The sequence below is a fragment of the Thermotoga sp. Cell2 genome, from assembly GCF_000789375.1.
Lineage (GTDB): Bacteria > Thermotogota > Thermotogae > Thermotogales > Thermotogaceae > Thermotoga > Thermotoga petrophila.
The window spans coordinates 599781-617489 of record NZ_CP003409.1 but is presented as its reverse complement, the minus strand read 5'-3'; the positions used below and the strand labels follow the sequence as shown (position 1 = coordinate 617489).

The 17709-nt window shown below is 47.2% G+C and carries 14 protein-coding genes; 11 read left to right on the top strand and 3 right to left on the bottom strand.

Translation table 11 applies throughout. From position 1 onward, the window contains the following. Nucleotides 1-10: 10 nt before the first annotated feature. Genes CELL2_RS03180 through CELL2_RS09530 form a run of 3 tightly spaced genes read left to right on the top strand, consistent with a single transcriptional unit; the run spans nucleotide 11 to nucleotide 2315 of the window. A complete protein-coding gene (locus tag CELL2_RS03180; protein ID WP_038033428.1) occupies nucleotides 11-1258 on the top strand; it encodes a glutamate-5-semialdehyde dehydrogenase in 1248 nt (415 codons plus the stop codon). Nucleotides 1259-1260: 2 nt separating this feature from the next. Further along, the gene (proB, locus tag CELL2_RS03175) at nucleotides 1261-2055 is read left to right on the top strand and encodes a glutamate 5-kinase (protein ID WP_241208688.1); all 795 of its coding nucleotides are present in this window, start codon (nucleotides 1261-1263) and stop codon (nucleotides 2053-2055) included. Next, on the top strand, nucleotides 2016-2315 hold the full coding sequence (locus tag CELL2_RS09530) for a PUA domain-containing protein (RefSeq protein ID WP_371180341.1): 300 nt from the start codon (nucleotides 2016-2018) through the stop codon (nucleotides 2313-2315). The genes proB and CELL2_RS09530 overlap by 40 nt, the downstream gene beginning before the upstream one ends. Before the next feature lie 25 nt (nucleotides 2316-2340). On the opposite strand, the gene fsa is transcribed toward CELL2_RS09530, so the two are convergent. After that, complete coding sequence (gene fsa, locus CELL2_RS03170; protein ID WP_012310648.1) at nucleotides 2341-2997, bottom strand: fructose-6-phosphate aldolase; 657 nt, start codon at nucleotides 2995-2997, stop codon at nucleotides 2341-2343. A 98-nt stretch (nucleotides 2998-3095) separates the two neighbouring features. Then, nucleotides 3096-4043 carry a carbohydrate kinase gene (locus CELL2_RS03165; protein WP_038033429.1) on the bottom strand — a complete coding sequence of 316 codons (948 nt, stop codon included), beginning with the start codon at nucleotides 4041-4043 and terminating at the stop codon, nucleotides 3096-3098. A 103-nt stretch (nucleotides 4044-4146) separates the two neighbouring features. On the opposite strand from CELL2_RS03165, the gene CELL2_RS03160 reads away from it, so the two are divergent. The 6 genes from CELL2_RS03160 to CELL2_RS03135 are packed head-to-tail and all read left to right on the top strand — an operon-like array spanning nucleotide 4147 to nucleotide 10964. Then, nucleotides 4147-4920 (top strand): SDR family NAD(P)-dependent oxidoreductase, encoded by a 774-nt coding sequence (locus CELL2_RS03160; RefSeq protein ID WP_038033430.1) that lies wholly within the window; start codon nucleotides 4147-4149, stop codon nucleotides 4918-4920. 12 nt (nucleotides 4921-4932) lie between these two features. Next, nucleotides 4933-5889 carry a mannitol dehydrogenase gene (locus tag CELL2_RS03155; RefSeq protein ID WP_012896252.1) on the top strand — a complete coding sequence of 319 codons (957 nt, stop codon included), beginning with the start codon at nucleotides 4933-4935 and terminating at the stop codon, nucleotides 5887-5889. A gap of 17 nt (nucleotides 5890-5906) precedes the next feature. Then, nucleotides 5907-7352 (top strand): L-fuculokinase, encoded by a 1446-nt coding sequence (locus CELL2_RS03150; RefSeq protein WP_038033431.1) that lies wholly within the window; start codon nucleotides 5907-5909, stop codon nucleotides 7350-7352. Nucleotides 7353-7369: 17 nt separating this feature from the next. Beyond that, on the top strand, nucleotides 7370-8191 hold the full coding sequence (locus tag CELL2_RS03145) for a class I fructose-bisphosphate aldolase (protein ID WP_038033433.1): 822 nt from the start codon (nucleotides 7370-7372) through the stop codon (nucleotides 8189-8191). 14 nt (nucleotides 8192-8205) lie between these two features. After that, a complete protein-coding gene (locus CELL2_RS03140) occupies nucleotides 8206-9546 on the top strand; it encodes an alpha-L-fucosidase (protein WP_038033435.1) in 1341 nt (446 codons plus the stop codon). Next, nucleotides 9543-10964: an L-fucose/L-arabinose isomerase family protein gene (locus tag CELL2_RS03135; RefSeq protein ID WP_038033436.1), complete on the top strand. Its 1422-nt coding sequence runs from the start codon at nucleotides 9543-9545 to the stop codon at nucleotides 10962-10964. Before CELL2_RS03140 ends, CELL2_RS03135 begins: the two co-directional genes overlap by 4 nt. 16 nt (nucleotides 10965-10980) lie before the next feature. Here CELL2_RS03135 and yicI read toward each other — a convergent pair whose 3' ends face one another. Then, entirely contained in the window at nucleotides 10981-13275 is a 2295-nt protein-coding gene (yicI, locus tag CELL2_RS03130; RefSeq protein ID WP_038033438.1) for an alpha-xylosidase, read from the bottom strand. Between the two features lie 319 nt (nucleotides 13276-13594). Between yicI and CELL2_RS03125 the strand changes: the two genes are divergently transcribed. Next, nucleotides 13595-15571: an ABC transporter substrate-binding protein gene (locus CELL2_RS03125; RefSeq protein WP_038033441.1), complete on the top strand. Its 1977-nt coding sequence runs from the start codon at nucleotides 13595-13597 to the stop codon at nucleotides 15569-15571. Between the two features lie 43 nt (nucleotides 15572-15614). After that, nucleotides 15615-17633, top strand: a complete 2019-nt coding sequence (locus CELL2_RS03120; protein WP_012310641.1) for a beta-galactosidase — start codon at nucleotides 15615-15617, stop codon at nucleotides 17631-17633. Nucleotides 17634-17709 lie beyond the last annotated feature (76 nt).

Genomic DNA, 17709 nt, shown 5'->3' with positions numbered 1-17709 from the left:
GGTGAGAGTTGTGGATGAACTCCTCGAGAAGGCGAAGAAGGTACGAGAGGCTTGGGATGTTCTGAGAAACGCGACGACGAGGGAAAAGAACAAAGCGATAAAGAAGATAGCCGAGAAACTCGATGAGAGGAGAAAAGAAATCCTCGAGGCGAACAGAATCGACGTGGAAAAGGCCCGCGAGCGGGGTGTGAAAGAATCCCTTGTCGATAGACTCGCCCTGAACGATAAAAGAATCGATGAGATGATAAAAGCTTGCGAGACGGTGATTGGACTGAAAGATCCCGTGGGAGAAGTAATCGATTCTTGGGTGAGAGAAGACGGACTCAGAATCGCGAGGGTGAGGGTTCCCATCGGTCCGATAGGAATCATTTACGAATCCAGGCCGAACGTCACTGTGGAGACCACGATCTTGGCCCTGAAGAGCGGTAACACCATACTGCTCAGGGGCGGATCCGACGCTCTTAACTCGAACAAGGCGATAGTCTCAGCCATAAAGGAAGCGCTCAAAGAAACAGAGATTCCAGAAAGCTCCGTTGAATTCATAGAGAACACCGACAGATCCCTCGTTCTTGAGATGATACGGCTCAGAGAGTATCTCTCCCTCGTCATTCCACGTGGTGGATACGGCCTCATCAGCTTTGTGCGTGACAACGCGACTGTTCCGGTACTGGAAACAGGTGTTGGAAACTGTCACATCTTCGTCGATGAGAGCGCCGATCTGAAGAAGGCTGTTCCGGTCATAATAAACGCGAAGACACAAAGGCCTGGTACCTGTAACGCTGCAGAGAAACTGCTCGTTCATGAGAAGATAGCGAAGGAGTTTCTTCCTGTGATCGTGGAGGAGCTGAGAAAACACGGCGTCGAAGTGAGAGGCTGTGAAAAGACCAGAGAAATCGTGCCGGACGTGGTACCGGCTACTGAAGAGGACTGGCCCACCGAGTATCTGGATCTCATCATCGCCATCAAAGTGGTCAGAGATGTGGATGAGGCAATTGAGCATATAAAGAAATATTCCACAGGACATTCCGAATCGATTCTGACTGAAAACTATTCGAACGCTAAAAAGTTCGTTTCAGAAATCGATGCCGCAGCCGTTTACGTGAACGCTTCGACCAGGTTCACAGACGGTGGACAGTTCGGATTCGGTGCCGAGATCGGAATCAGCACTCAGAGATTCCACGCAAGAGGTCCTGTGGGACTCAGAGAGCTCACCACGTACAAATTCGTCGTTCTTGGAAATTATCATGTGAGGGAATGATTATGAAAGTCGTTGTAAAGGTTGGAAGCAACCTGCTTGTGGGAAGTTCTGGCTTGAGAAAGTCTTACATCGCAGAACTCTGTCGCGAGGTTGCACGTTTGAAAAGTCAAGGGCACGAAATTTCCATCATCACATCTGGGGCCCGCGCTGCGGGCTTTACTTATCTTGGAAAAGGAAAGAGAACACAGGACCTTCACATAAAACAGGCTCTCTGCGCTGTGGGACAGGTCCAGCTCATGAAGGTGTACGAAAACGCCTTCGATTTCTATGGCATCAAAATCGCCCAGATCCTGCTCACAAGGGACACTTTTTCCAACAGAAAAAGGTACCTGAACCTCAGAAACACACTGATCGGACTCTCGGAGTTCGATGTTGTACCCATCGTGAACGAAAACGACACAGTTGCAACAGAGGAGATCACACTCGGTGACAACGACACGCTCGCTGCCATGTTCTCGATAGCCTGGGATGCGGACTTCCTTGTGCTTTTCACAACGGTGGATGGAGTCATCGATGAGAACGGAAAACTCGTCGAAAGATTCGACGAGTCGGTGAAACTGAAAGATATGGGAAAGAGCAGCTGGGGAACTGGTGGTATCAGATCCAAGATAGAATCTGCGTTGATGGCTTCAAGATGCGGTGTGAAAGCGACCATATGCAGCGGAAACGACGTTTCAAACCTCACAAGGTTTGTGAAGGGAGAACCTGTCGGTACTGTTTTTGAACCACAAGGACGCTTGAAAGCAAAAAAGCCTGGATCGCCTTTCTTTCAGAACCTGCGGGGAAGATATACGTAAACAAAGGAGCTGAAGAAGCACTCAAAAGCGGTAATAGTCTGCTGCCTGTTGGTGTCACAGGTGTGGAAGGAACGTTCGATGTGGGAGATGTGGTGGAGATAGTGAACGAAGAAGGAGAACTCGTCGGTCGAGGAATCGTGAATTACTCGTCTTCGGATCTGGAGAAAATAGCGGGTCACAAATCTTCCGATTTGAAAAAGATCCTCGGATACGAAGGAAACAAGGTGGTCGTTCATATAGACAACATGTGGGTAGCTTAAAAAAGCCCGCCGGGTGGCGGGCTCTTTATTTCTTCAGGTTCTCCAAATACTTTTTCCAGTCTTCCATGAACCTTTCTATTCCAAGATCCGTCATTGGGTGTTTGAAGAGTCTCTCCAGCACGGCAAATGGTATTGTCACGATATCCACACCCATGAGTGCCGCCTCCACAACATGCATCGGATGTCTGATGCTTGCGGCGATGATCTCGGTTTCGAAACCGTAGTTGTTGTAGATCTCGACGATTTCCCCAAGCATCCTCATCCCGTCGTTTGAAAGATCGTCCATCCTTCCAACGAAGGGGCTCACGTAAGTTGCTCCCGCTTTCGCGGCCAGAATAGCCTGGGCTGGGCTGAACACGAGTGTCACGTTTGTCTTTATACCCTCCGCGGAGAGAGTCTTCACCGCTTTGATGCCATCGGGTGTCATTGGTATCTTGATCACCACGTATTCGCTGATCTGAGCGAGCTCTCTCGCCTCTCTCACCATACCTTCGTAGTCGAGAGACACAACTTCCGCAGAAACGGGACCTTTCACCAGATCACAGATCTCTTTTACTCTCTGTTTGAACTCTGCTCCTTCCTTTGAAATCAGCGTTGGGTTCGTCGTTACTCCATCCACGATACCCCATTCGACACCTTTTTTGATCTCTTCTAAGTTTGCTGTGTCCAGAAAGATCTTCATCGTTTCACCTCCCAGAAGCTATTCTCCCTTATTTTCTTTAAGAGCTCGATAGGAATTTTTGAAAATCTCTGTTAGTCTTTGATTGATAAGAAGTTAACTCAACGTTCCTGATTTGATAGAAACATTTCAACTTCATCTAAAACCGGCATCGCATCTACACCGCCCACTCTTGTGATAACGATAGCGGCGACGGCGTTGGCGAACTTTCCAATCTCGACAGCGTCTTCGATCGTTTCAGGTGTTTTCTCCAGATACTTGTGTATCACTGCGGCTGTGAACGAGTCTCCGCATCCCGTTGCGTCGACTGGTTCTACCTTGAAAGCAGGTACCATACGCACTTTACCTCTGTACTTCACAAGACATCCCTTCTCTCCCATTGTTACAAAGAGCACTGCATCTTCTCTTATCGGAATCTTCTCAACGGAAGTTTCCAGATCTTCCTGGAAGATGTATTCAAGATCTTTGTCACTGAGTTTTACGATGTCGACCTTGGATGAAATCTCAAGGAAATCTTTCACAAACGATTCTCTATCTTCTATCAGTGATGCCCTCACGTTCGGGTCGTACGAGACGGGTTTTCCCGCTTTGAGAAATTCTTCCATCACCTTCAGATAGGTGCTGCGGGAAGGTTCCACAACGAGGGAGTAAGATCCGATGTGGAGGAAAGAAAAATCCTCCGGATTGAGTTTCACCTCTTCAGGTCTCAAATTTGTGTCCGCCGGATTTTCCCTGAAAAACACAAAATCCGGGTTCCCCATCTCGTCCCTCGCTACAAAAGCGAGCGTTGTTTTGCAGGAAGGATCCACAACTACGTGTGTTGTGTCTATGCCTTCCTTTTTCATCGCTTCGAGAAGAAACGAGGAGAACTGATCTTTTCCGAGTTTTCCAAGAAAAGAAACGCGCCTTCCCAATCTTCGAAGTGCAACGGCAACGTTCAGTGGAGAACCTCCTGCTTTCTTCCTGAAGAGTTCACTCTGGGAAAGGTTTTTTCCCCGATCTTCTGAGATGAAGTCTATGAGGATTTCACCGGTGCAGAGAACATTCATTCACCTTACACCTCCTGTGCCTCTTTAACTCAATTATACTTACACGGATTCAACCGCAGTGTGTTAATATTGTGTTGAAACGATTGGTATGGGAGGAGAAACCATGCAGATTCTTGAAAGACTTTTCTCTCTCGAGGGAAGAACTGCTCTTGTAACAGGTGGAGGTCAGGGAATTGGAAAAGCCATCGCACATGCACTGGCAGAGGCAGGAGCATCCGTTTTGATCATGGACATCAACGAAGAAACGGCTCGAAAAACAGTTGAAGAGATAAGAGAAAAAGGCAAAGAAGCAGATTTCTACGTGGGGGATGTGACAAAAGAATCGGATTGTTTCCATGCAGTGAAGAAGGTACTGGACAATTGGGGAAAACTTGACATAGGTGTTAACAACGCAGGAATAGGTGACTGGTGTGAGGCAGAGAACTATCCGGTGGAAAGGTGGAAGAAGGTCATAGACGTGAATATGGTAGGGGTTTTTCTTTCTGCAAAAGCAGAGTTCCACGCAATGAAGGAGAGAAAATACGGAAAGATCATAAACATCGCTTCGATGTCGGGTCATATAGTGAACAGGCCACAAAAACAGACAGCCTACAACGCATCAAAAGCGGGCGTGATACACCTCACCAGATCACTTGCCGCCGAGTGGGCACCGTACGGTATAAGGGTGAACAGCATAAGCCCTGGCTACATCAGAACTCCTCTCATAGAGTCTCCAGAGGTGAAAGATCTTGTTCCCCTTTGGCTCGATATGATTCCACTTGGAAGGCTGGGGGAGGTGGATGATCTGATAGGTGCTGTCATCTTTCTTGCAAGTCCTGCCTCTGATTATATGACCGGTCACGATCTTGTGATAGATGGAGGGTATACCATCTGGTGAGGAGGGGAAGTTATGAAAGCACTTCTCATAGAAAGTCCTGGTGATTCAGAAGTTGTGGATCTGGAAACGCCCGTTCCTGGAAAAGGACAGACACTTGTGAAAGTCCTTGCCTGTGGCATCTGTGGGACTGATTACAAGATCTTCTCAGGAGAAACGAACGCGAACTATCCGGTTGTTCCAGGGCATGAAATCGCAGGTGTTGTCGAAAAGTCCGATGATTTTGAAAAGGGTCAGATGGTCGTGATAGATCCCAACAGATCCTGTGGAGAGTGCAACTTCTGTAGAAAAGGAATGCCCCAGTTCTGTGAAAATCTTCAGGCGACAGGGGTGACAGAGCCGGGTGGTTTTGCGGAGTACGTTCTTGTGGAAAATTCACAGGTTTATCCCTTGAAAAATGTACCGGTGGAGAGAGCGGTGTTTGCAGAACCACTCTCGTGTGTTCTCGAAGGAGTGAAGATGATAAAGCACGGGTTTTTCGACAGAATCCTCATAGTGGGGGCAGGCAGTATAGGCGTGATCTTTGGTTTGGTGTTCAGGAAGATCTTTCCAGGTGCAGAGATTGTTCTTTCAGAAAAGGACGAAAAGCGTGCAGAATTCGTCACTCAAACGTTTGAGTTGAGGGTGGATGAACCAAAAGGTGAATACGACCTTGCTGTTGAGTGTTCTGGAACAGCAGAGGGATTCAAAGTGTGTTTCGATCACGTTGGAAAAGGTGGAGCTCTCCTTCAGTTCAGTGTTATAGCAAAGAACAGAACCATCGACATCTCACCCTTTGAGATCTATCGGAAGGAGATGAAGATACTCGGTTCTTATCTCAATCCGTTCACCATGAAGGAAGCAGTGAAGATCATAGAATCAGGGGAGTTTCTTTTTGAGAAACTCGTCACCGACCGGTTGGATCTCAACGGAGTAAGAGAGTATCTGTCGTCTCATAAAAAAGCGTTGATGAAAGGAATTTTTGCTCCCTAAAAAGTGGGGGATCATTTGTGTACTGTGGAATAGACGTTGGGACAACCAACACAAAAGTTCTGGTGTTCGATGATGATTTCAAAGTTGTGTTTTTGAAAAAATTCAAAACACCAGTGATTTCCAGCAAAGAGGGGGATCTTTTGTCATCAAAAAAGCTTTTTGTGGAGATTCTGAGTTCTCTCAAATCAATTCCAGAGAGCACAAAAGAGAAGATAAAAGCTATCGGCATCTCTTCACTCGGAGAGACGGTGTTTCCAATTTCGCAGGATGGAGAAGTACTCCAGGACGGGATGATGTGGTACAACAAGAACGTGCTGGAAGAATACAGGGAGTTTCTAAAAAAAGTTCCATCGGATGTGATATTCAAAAAAACGGGATTGTGGCCTTCGTGGATATACTCTGTGTTCAAAATGAAAAAGTTCTACAAAGGAAATGAAGAACTGAGTCAAAGAGTTTACAAATGGCTCGATGTGACAAGTTTAATAGCTTTTTTGTTGACAGGAAACGTTGCGATGGATAGGGTGCTCTCTTCAAGAACACTTTTGATGAATATACTCACCGGGAAGTGGGATGAAGAACTGGTGGAGGCATCTGGCATCCCAAAAGAGCATCTTCCGGAGGTTGTTGATAGCGGTGTTTCTCGAGGAAGAATAAGAAAAGGAATTTCTGAAGAAACAGGTCTTCCAAAGGACACGATTGTGACCACAGCTGGGCAGGATCATATAACCGCTTCCTATGCTGCCGGTGTTCACGATGAAACCAAGTTACTAGATTCCTCCGGTACGACAGAGGCTGCACTTTGGACAGTTAGCAAAGAAACCCTAAAGAAGTACTTGAAAAAGGCTCCGAGTATATTTCAGGCTGGTTTTCACTGTATCCCTGGTAAATACTATCTTCTCACAGGTCTTCCCACAGGCGGATTCTGTATCGACTGGCTCCTCAACAAAATTCTCAAGGAAGATTACTCCGTTTTCAGGATGTTTAAATATCAAAAGAACGCGGTCTTCTTCTTCCCCTACCTCCGTGGTAAGTTCGACAGGGAAGAGATCGGAGGAGCGTTCTTCAACTTAAAAGACACAGATGATCGAGATGTTATCATCTCAGCTGTTCTTGAATCGATCGCTTTCGAAATGAGAGGTTGTCTTAACGAATTCGAGAAACTGGGATTGAAAAACTATGAGGTTGTGGCAACGGGTGGTGGTAGTCAGCTAAGAGAGTGGTTGAAGATAAAAGCAAGTGTTTTCGACAGAGCTGTGAAGGTCTTCTCTGTTCACGAGAGCGTCGCTCTTGGTGCAGCCATGATAGCCAAAATCGCAAAAACAGGCCAAAAGAATTGGGGAGAGTTTTTCAAAGAAGTTTCACAGAATTTTGAGTACGAGTATTTCCAGCCAGACGAAGGTGAGTATTTCCAGAAAAAATACCTCGAGTATCTAAAACTCAGAAACAGAATTTACGGGTTCTAAAATAAGGAGTGAGTCAGATGTATGGTGGGAAAGCAGTGAGGTTCTCAAAACTTTTAAATCCGAAATCTGGAAGATCTCTTATTATTGCTCTAGATCACGGTTTAATATTTGGAAACGTAGAGGGACTAGAAGATCCTGTGAAGACTTTAGAGAGAGCGATATCCTGTGGCGTGGATGGGGTTCTTTTGAGTCCTGGTGTAGCGAGATTGACGGAGCAGTTGTTCAGAGGGAAAAATGCCCCTGCTCGGATTCTAACAATAGATCTTCCAATGGGTTCAACTGTTCCGGGAAGATTCGAAAAAGTATTCGCCCATAAGCTGATATACTCTGTAGAACAGGCAGTGAAAATGGCTGTGGATGCCGTGAAGATTCTATTCCCATGGGGATTAGAAAAGAGTGCACAAGCCGAAGTAGTTCAAGTGATATCAAAGGCTGTTGAAGAATGCGAGCACTGGGATATGCCATTGGTGGTCGAACCGGTTTTGTGGGGGGAGAATGTTTCAGAAAGGAACGATCTTGATCTCATAGAGTCTGCTGCGAGAATAGCCGTGGAGATAGGAGCGGACATCTTGAAGATTCAATTCTTGGGGGAAAGTCGACTCTCTCGGATAATTCATAGGCTTCGTATTCCCGTTTTTGTACTTGGGGGACCAAAGTCAGACAGTTCAAGACAGATCCTGAAGGTAGTTCAGGAATCAGTGAGATCAGGTGCAAAAGGAGTGATGTTTGGAAGAAACGTATGGCAGAGAGAAAACATGGAAGAAGTCCTGGCAGCCCTGAAATCCATCATACACGATGATTTGGGTTATGAGGAAGTTGTCCAGAAGTTCAATTTGTAAGAGGGGGATGCACAGTGAATCATCGCTACAAACCTGACTGGGAATCTCTGAGGGAACACACAGTGCCGAGGTGGTTCGACGAGGCAAAATTTGGGATCTTCATTCACTGGGGGATTTACTCTGTTCCGGGATGGGCGACGCCCACCGGAGAACTCGGTAAAGTGCCGATGGATGCCTGGTTCTTCCAGAATCCGTACGCAGAGTGGTACGAAAATTCCCTCAGGATCAAGGAGAGTCCCACCTGGGAATACCACGTGAAGACCTACGGAGAAAATTTCGAGTACGAGAAGTTTGCGGATCTTTTCACCGCAGAGAAGTGGGATCCACAAGAGTGGGCTGATCTCTTCAAAAAAGCAGGAGCGAAGTACGTGATACCGACAACGAAACACCACGATGGATTCTGTCTGTGGGGGACGAAATACACAGATTTCAACTCCGTGAAGAGAGGACCGAAGAGAGATCTCGTAGGAGATCTTGCAAAAGCCGTAAGAGAAGCAGGATTGAGATTTGGAGTGTACTACTCAGGAGGTCTGGACTGGCGCTTCACGACCGAGCCGATAAGATACCCCGAGGATCTCTCCTACATCAGGCCGAACACTTACGAGTACGCAGATTATGCCTACAAACAGGTCATGGAACTTGTGGATCTGTACCTTCCCGACGTTCTCTGGAACGACATGGGCTGGCCGGAGAAAGGAAAGGAAGACCTGAAGTATCTCTTCGCTTACTACTACAACAAACATCCAGAAGGTTCTGTGAACGACAGGTGGGGAGTGCCGCACTGGGATTTCAAAACGGCCGAGTACCACGTGAACTATCCGGGGGATCTGCCGGGCTACAAATGGGAGTTTACGAGGGGAATAGGGCTCTCTTTTGGATACAACCGAAACGAGGGGCCGGAACACATGCTCTCTGTTGAACAGCTCGTCTACACACTCGTGGACGTTGTGAGCAAGGGAGGAAATCTCCTTTTGAACGTTGGGCCAAAGGGTGACGGAACGATTCCGGATCTGCAAAAAGAAAGACTCCTGGGCCTTGGTGAATGGCTGAGAAAGTACGGAGATGCCATCTACGGTACTTCTGTCTGGGAAAGGTGCTGTGCGAAGACTGAGGATGGAACAGAGATCAGGTTCACCAGAAAATGTAACAGAATCTTTGTCATCTTTCTCGGTATCCCGACCGGAGAAAAAATTGTAATTGAGGATCTCAATCTATCAGCAGGGACAGTGAGACATTTCCTGACGGGGGAGAGATTGAGCTTCAAAAATGTGGGAAAGAACCTGGAAATCACAGTACCCAAAAAGCTCCTTGAAACAGACAGCATAACACTCGTGTTGGAGGCGGTGGAAGAATGAAGGGAAAATACAGGGTGGGACTCATCAGCTTCTCCGATGGAAGAGAGTACGTGCACAGAGAACTTGAAGGCATTGTGAAAAAGTTCGAAGATGAGATAGCAAAAACTCTGGAAGAAACAGGAGAAGTGGAGGTAATCAGAGCAAAAGAAATCGTGTGGAAGCCTTCAATAGCGAAGAGAGAAGCAAGAAGGCTCGCAGAAGAGGGAGCGGAAGTTACCATCTTCAACTACGCAGTTTGGGCGTTCCCTCATTTCACAGTTCTTGCGAGCAAATTCGCACCGGGTCCGTTTCTACTTTTTTCCAACATAAACCCGCAGTATCCAGGTATGGTTGCGATGCTCTCTGCGGCGGGAGCGCTGGAACAGGACGGAACGAAGCACTACAGAATGTGGGGCAACATAAAAGACGAGAAAGTTCTCAGGAAAGTGATGGCATTCATCAGAGCGGGAAGCACATACAAAAAACTCAGGGGTCAGAGATACGGTGTGTTCGGTGGAAGATCGATGGGTATGTACACCGCCGTTCCTAACGTGGATCTGTGGAACAAGATCTTCGGTGTCGATGTAGAGCACATAGACCAGTTCGAGATCGTTCGAAGAAGCCAGCTGATACCGGACGAGCGCGCAAGGAAAGGAAGGCTCTGGATCGAAGAGAAAGCAAAAGCGGTTCACTACGATGGGAAGTACCTCACACCCGAAAAGCTCGAACTCCAGATAAAGAGCTATCATGCGGTGAGGGAGATCGTGGAGGAGATGGAATTAGACTTTGTGGGAATAAAAGGCCAGCTCGAACTCACAGAACACTTCGTGACGATGGATGTGACGGAGACGTTCCTGAACGATCCCTACGACTGGGAAGGAGAGCACGAACCGATCGTGTGCGCAACAGAGGCAGATTCCGATGGGGCGCTCACGATGCAGATCTTCAAGCTGATTGCGAAAACACCCGTGCTCTTTGCGGACGTGAGACACTACGTGGAGGAGTACGATGTACTGGATCTGTGCAACTCAGGAAACCACGCAACGTACTTTGCAGCCAGATCGTTCGATCCCGACGAGAACATGAAGAAAGTGGAGTTCTATCCACAGACGTTCTACTTCCCCGCAGGTGGTGCAGCGGTAAAACACATAGCAGCACCCGGAAAAGTGACACTTGGAAGACTCACGAGGGAAGATGGAAGGTACAGATTCACAGTCGTTCCTGGAGAGTTCGTGGACTTTGGGGAGGAGAAAAACTACGAGATAGCAGACAGCATACAGAACAACTGGCCGCACGCGTTTTTGAAGATGGAGACACCTATAGACGAATTCCTGACCAAATATTCCTCCAACCACATCCACGGCGTCTACGGAGACTACGTGGAGGAGATCAAAACCTTCTGTGAAATAGCCGGTATCGATTTTGTGCTTATGAAATGAGGGCGCAGAAGCGCCCTCATTTTGTCTTTAAAATCGCTCTCTGGAAGCTGAGAACCACCTCTGTTCCTTTTTCTAGTTCTCTTGTCTCAGCGCCTTCCACTGCCTCAAGCCTTTCGTTCCAGAACAGCAGCTTCCATGGTTTTCCGGAGTCCTTCAGGACCTCAACGTGTATCTCGTTTTCTCTTCTCTCTACTTTCACACTCAATTCCACCTCGTCCCGTGTGTTGTAAACATGCGCTGTTTTGTTTGAAATTTCAAAAACGTTCAATGTGACACCGTCTGCGTAATCGTAATCCGGCCTGTCATCGACGGACCCTGCTGGAATTACGGAGTTTGGTCTCACAAAGAGTGGAAGCCCGAAGTAGTCGTATTTTTCTGTTCTCCATCTTCCTCCTTCTATCCTCTCACCGGTGAGAAAGTGAGTCCAGACTCCCTCTGGAAGGTAGTAGGTTACCTCTCCCGTCTCGCTGAAGATCGGAGCGACAAGGAGTGATTCTCCCAGCATGTACTGTCTGTCCAGATAGAGACAGGTGGGATCGTCTGGAAACTCAAAAATCATGGGTCTCGTGACAGGGATTCCCCTCTCATGTGCTTCGACTGCACTGGCGAATATATAGGGCATGAGCTTGCACTTCAGTTTCGTGAAAAATCTGAGCACCTCCACCGCTTCTTCATCGAAGTTCCAGGGAACCTTGTACATCGAATTTCCGTGGAGCCTGCTGTGAGAGGACAGAAGACCGAATGCCACCCATCTCTTGTACAGATCCGGTGTTGTGATGTCCTCGAATCCTCCGATGTCGTGACTCCAGAAACCGAAACCGCACAGTGCGAGAGAAAGACCCCCTCTCAGGGTTTCCGCCATGGACTCATAGGAAGCCAGACAATCTCCTCCCCAGTGGACCGGGAATTTCTGACTCTCTGCCGTTGCAGACCGCGCGAAGACGGCAGCGTTTCTCTTTCCGAGTTTTCTCTCAATGGTTTCGAAGACCACTTTGTTGTACAGATAGGTGTAGTAGTTGTGCATCTTCTCAGGATCGGATCCGTCGTAATAGACCACATCTGAGGGGATTCTCTCTCCAAAGTCCGTCTTGAAACAGTCAACTCCCATATCTATCAATCTTTCCAGTTTTGAAGCGAACCACTTTCTCGCCTCGGGATTTGTAAAATCGATGATCGCCATTCCTGGTTGCCAGTCGTCCGTCTGCCAGACATCTCCGTCTGGTTTTTTCAGGAAATAGCCCTTTTCTTTTCCCTCGTCAAAGAGACTCGAAAACTGAGAGACATAGGGGTTTATCCAGACGCACACCTTCAGTCCCTTCTCTTTGAGGCGTTTCAACAACCCTTCAGGGTCGGGGAAGTTCTCCCTGTTCCACTCAAGATCCACCCAGTGAAACTCCTTCATCCAGAAGCAGTCGAAGTGAAAGACATGAAGGGGTATGTCACGTTCTCTCATGCCATCCACGAACTCCATCACAGTTCTCTCATCGTACTGTGTGGTGAAGGATGTGGTGAGCCAGAGTCCAAAGCTCCAGCCAGGAGGAAGTTCTGGCCGTCCTGTGAGAAGTGTGTAGCGTTCCAGAACTTCTTTCAGATCTTTTCCAGCGATGATGAAATAGTCCAGAGTCTCTCCTTTCACACTGAACTGCACCTTTTCCACATGTTCTGTTGCAATTTCGAAGTCCACCTTTCCAGGATCGTTCACGAAGACACCGTACTTTCTGCTGCTCACATAGAACGGGATGTTCTTGTAGGTCATATCGGAGATCGTTCCGGCGTCCTCGTTCCACATGACAACTCTCTGACCGTTTTTGACGAAAGGTGAGAATCTTTCTCCGAGACCGTAGATCATCTCTCCCACACTCAGATGAAGTCTTTCAAGACAGAACCTCCCTTCTGGTGCCACGGCGTATCCCAGATCCGATTTCGTGAGGAAACGATCTTCGTAGAAGAATTCCATCTTGAGAGGATTCTTCCTTATGATCGCTTTTACCTTTCCTGAGGTGAAGATAAAACTTCCTTCTGTTTCTTTGATATCCGGTGTGAAGCTTTCATCCTGGTGGATTTCGTAGTACGGTGACTTTTCGAGTACTCCCTTGAAATGTCTGAACCGAATTCTTATTACGTTTTCAAACGGAGAGGAGATCTCGATCTCGAAGACCGGACCCTGAAGCGTCTGTCCCCGGTGCTCCACCCTCTGAAACGGCGATCGAAGGATCAATCTTTTTCCATCGCAGGAGTATTCGTACACCTGTTCTGGTTTGAACAGCTGTACCCCTTCTCTCAATCTCCACAGCCCTTCTGTGAAACGCATCTTGGCCCACCTCCTTTTGAACTAAGATTATCATGAAACTGTTTTCACGCAGAGTTTGAATAATTCCTCTGAAACCAGATACCAGCGAATTATAGAAGATTAACGTCGAGTATCTTTTCTGAAGGCTTTTTCAAATTAGGAAATACAGTTTCAGATGAGAAAATTGACGGTAAAAATCGATATTTATCGATAGTTGTGAATAATTCCAGAAAATCGGATTTTTTCGTGTTTGGTTCTCTTTGTACAGTGGTGGTAGTATAATAACGAAGAAATTTCTTTAGAGGAAAAAATAAAAACATTCATCAAAGGGGGTGTGTTCATGAGGAAAGTCTTTGTTTTTCTGCTGGTCTCATTGTTCATTGTGATTGGTCTTTCCTGGAGTGTCTACGCAACACCTGAAGACTACTACAAAGCCACGGGTAAAAAGATTGAAAAGTTCAACGAGGCACCCATGCTTGCCGAACTTGTGAAACAAGGAAAGCTCCCACCGGTCGAGCAGAGGCTTCCAAAGGAACCTCTTGTTGTAGTTCCTGAGGAAAGTGTAGGACAGTACGGTGGCACCTGGAGGAGAGTCTGGAAAGGGCCTTCTGACAGGTGGGGTATTCCCAGGATCAACCAAGCGAGTCTTGTGTTCTGGGACAAGAACGGAGAGAAGTTTGTACCGGGAGTAGCGAAAAGCTGGGACATACTTGAAAATGGAAAAGTATATGTCTTTCATCTCAGAGAAGGCATGAAGTGGTCCGATGGTCATCCCTACACTTCCGAAGATATTCTTTTCTGGGTCGACGATATACTGGGGAACGATGAACTCACCCCTGCGAAACCCGCCTGGTACAGACTTCTCGACAGGGTGGAAGCTCCTGATCCCTACACGGTGAAATTCGTGTTCAAACAACCGTACGCTCTGTTTCTGCTTCAGGTGGCGAACAGAGGGATTCACAGGCTTCCCAAACATTTCTTGAAGCAATTCCACCCAAATTACACCCCTATGGAAGAGATCGAAAAGAAAATGGTTGAGGGTGTTCACAACACATGGGTAGATCTTTTCAATGACAAAAGTGATTTTCTCGAAAGTCTTGATCTGCCCGTTTTGACACCCTGGAAACCCATCACAGATCCAACAGAACAGTTCTACATACTCGAGAGAAATCCATACTTCTGGGCGGTTGACATCGAAGGGAATCAACTGCCTTACATCGATAGGATCAGACACGAATACGTTCAAAGTAGTGAGGTTATCATGTTGAAAGCAATCTCCGGAGAAATCGATATGCAGTGGAGGCACATTGGTCTTCTGGGACCCGGCCCGGGTGTTTTGCCGCTTCTTCTCGAAAACGCCAAGAACGGTGGTTACAAGGTTTTGAGATGGAAAACCGACAATGGATCTGTGAGCATGTTAATGCTGAACATCTCCGATCCACCAGATCCTGTACTTGGAGAAGTTTTCAGGGACGTGAGATTTAGACAGGCGCTGTCACTTGCTATCAACAGAGAAGAGATCAACGAGATTCTCTTCAACGGACTCGCAGAACCAAGGCAAGCCTCGTTCGTGAGTGGATCTCCGTACTACGATCCCGAATGGGAGAAGGCGTATGTGGAGTATGATCCAGACAGAGCAAACAAACTCCTCGACGAAATGGGACTGAAGTGGGACAGCAAACGCGAGTACAGACTTCTTCCCAATGGAAAACCTCTGAGATTCACCGTACAGGTCACTGGTCAGACCCACGTTGATGTCTGGACGATGGTGAAAGAATACTGGAAACAGATAGGTGTGTGGGTCGAAATCGAAAACCTCGAAAGGTCACTCTATGATTCGAGGCTCAGTGCACACGATTTCGATGCACAGGCTTGGGTGATGGACAGGGCAAGTCAGCCCCTTGTGGATCCCCTGTGGATCATTCCTGGAAGCACGGAGTACGCTTCCGCGTGGTACATTGGCTGGGCTGATTGGGCTGGTTCTTACCTTGAAGGAGAAGAATCTCTGAAGGAATATCTACAGCAGGAAGATGCGATCGTTCCACCCGAGGGTATAAAGGAGACTCTCGAAAAGCTACTCGACGTATGGAAGGAGATTCAAAACACTTCCGATCCTGAAAAGATCAAGGAACTCATGAAAGAAGTAACGAAGATCCACAGGGAAAATCTCTGGATGATAGGAACAGTGGGCGAAGATATATCTCCTGCCATCGTTAAGAACAACTTCAAGAACGTACCGGAGGAACTGGTGACGGCAACGCCGTTCTTCAGTCCATGGAACGCCATGCCGATACAATTCTACATAGAACAGAAATGAGAAAGCCCCGGCGATCGCCGGGGTTTTTTGGAGGTGAACGTGGGTGGTAAATCCGAAACTTCCTGTGATCTGGTACGGAGGAGACTACTACCCGGAACAGTGGGACGAGGAAACGTTCGAAAGAGATATCAGGATGTTCAAAGAAGCAGGTATCAACGTGGTCACCCTCGGGGTTTTCTCATGGAGTCTTATCCAACCAGACGAGAACACTTACGATTTTTCGTTCTTCGAAAAAGTGATGGATCGTCTGTACAAAGAAGGTATCTATGTCTGTCTTGCAACTCCCACATCCGCTCCCCCTCACTGGATGACGCAGAAATACCCTGAAATCCTTCTCACAGACGTGAACGGTGTAAAGCGAGAGAAGGGAGGCAGACAGAACTTTTGTCCCAACAGTGAGAAGTACAGATATTTTGCAAGAAACATCGCAGAGAAACTCGCAGAACATTTCAAGGATCACCCTGCTCTCGTTCTTTGGCACGTGAACAACGAATATTTGAACTACTGCTACTGTGATATCTGCAGGGGGAAGTTTCAGAATTGGTTGAAGGAAAAGTACGGCACACTCGATGAATTGAACAGAAGATGGAACACGCGTTTCTGGTCCCAGACCTTCACCGCCTGGGAAGAGATTCCTGTTCCAACAACGAGAAGTGTTCTCTTCTGGAGAAAGGACAGGTATCAATCTGTTCTTCCGGAACTTTATCTGGATTACAGACGCTTCATGACACAGAGTATGCTCGAGTGTTTCCTGGAGGAATACAGGGCAATAAAGAAACACACTCCAGACATACCCGTCACCACGAATCTGATTGCGGCAACTTTCAAGGAGTGGAACTATTTCGAATGGGCGAATCATATGGACGTTGCAGCATGGGACAACTATCCCGGTTACAAAGAAGATTTCTCCGTGATTTCTTTGAGACACTCTCTGATACGCGGTTTGAAAGAAGGAAAACCCTTCGTCCTAATGGAACAGTCTCCTTCGCAGGCGTGCTGGAGATGGTACAATCCCCAGAAAAGACCAGGAGAGATGAGGCTCTGGAGTTATCACGCTCTCGCTCACGGTGCAGAGACTCTCATGTTCTTTCAACTGAGACAATCAAAAGGAGGAGTAGAAAAATTCCACGGGGCTGTTATCACGCATGTCGACAGTCCGAACACAAGGGTCTTTCAAGAAGTGAAAAGAGTGGGAGAAGAGATAAAGTCCTTATCGGATATTCTCGACACAAGGGTTGTCTCACAGACTGCTCTTCTTTTCGACTGGGAAAGCTGGTGGGCGATGGAAGACACTCTGACACCGAACATAGACTTCAAGTACCTGAACGAAGCAGAAAAGTATTTCAAGGCACTTGTGAAAACCGGTCTTGGAGTCGATGTTGTTGGTAAAGATCAGAATTTTGAGGGATATAGGATCATCGTTGCTCCGGCGCTTTACATGGTGGACGAAGAACTTGCACGGAAGCTGAAAGATTACGTCTCGAACGGAGGAATCTTGATCCTCACAACAATGAGCGGTATTGTCGATGAAGACGATCAGGTTGTTCTGGGAGGTTATCCAGGTTATCTTCGCGATCTTATGGGGGGCTATGTGGAAGAAATAGATGCTTTGCCACCTGAGGAGAAAAACGAAATCTTGATGTTTGGCAAAAGGTACGAGTGTAGTTTGGTGTTTGACTACATAAAAACCACCACAGCGGAAGTGCTCGGAAGATTTGGAAGGGACTATTACATGAACGAACCTGCCGTGTTGAGAAACAGATACGGTGGCGGATGGGTTTACTACGTAGGTTCTTCCGCGTCTTTCGATCTTGTATGGGATCTTGTGAAGTTCATAGAGAGAGAACACGATCTCAGAGCAGAGATCACACCGCCAGATGGTGTAGAGGTGATAAAGAAAGTCAAAGGAGAGAAGACCTTCTACTTTCTCTTCAATCACTCTCATGAACCGCAGATCGTTGACTTGCCGGAAGGAACGTTCAGGGATCTGATCAAAGGAAATTTGTATGAAAAAAAGGCAAGACTGCAACCGCTCGATGTCTTGATCCTTCTGAAAGAGTGAGAGTTTTACCAACAGTAGTGTGTTCAAGGGCGGATTTCCGCCCTTTTTTGTTCTGGTGTTAGAATTTGTACAAGCT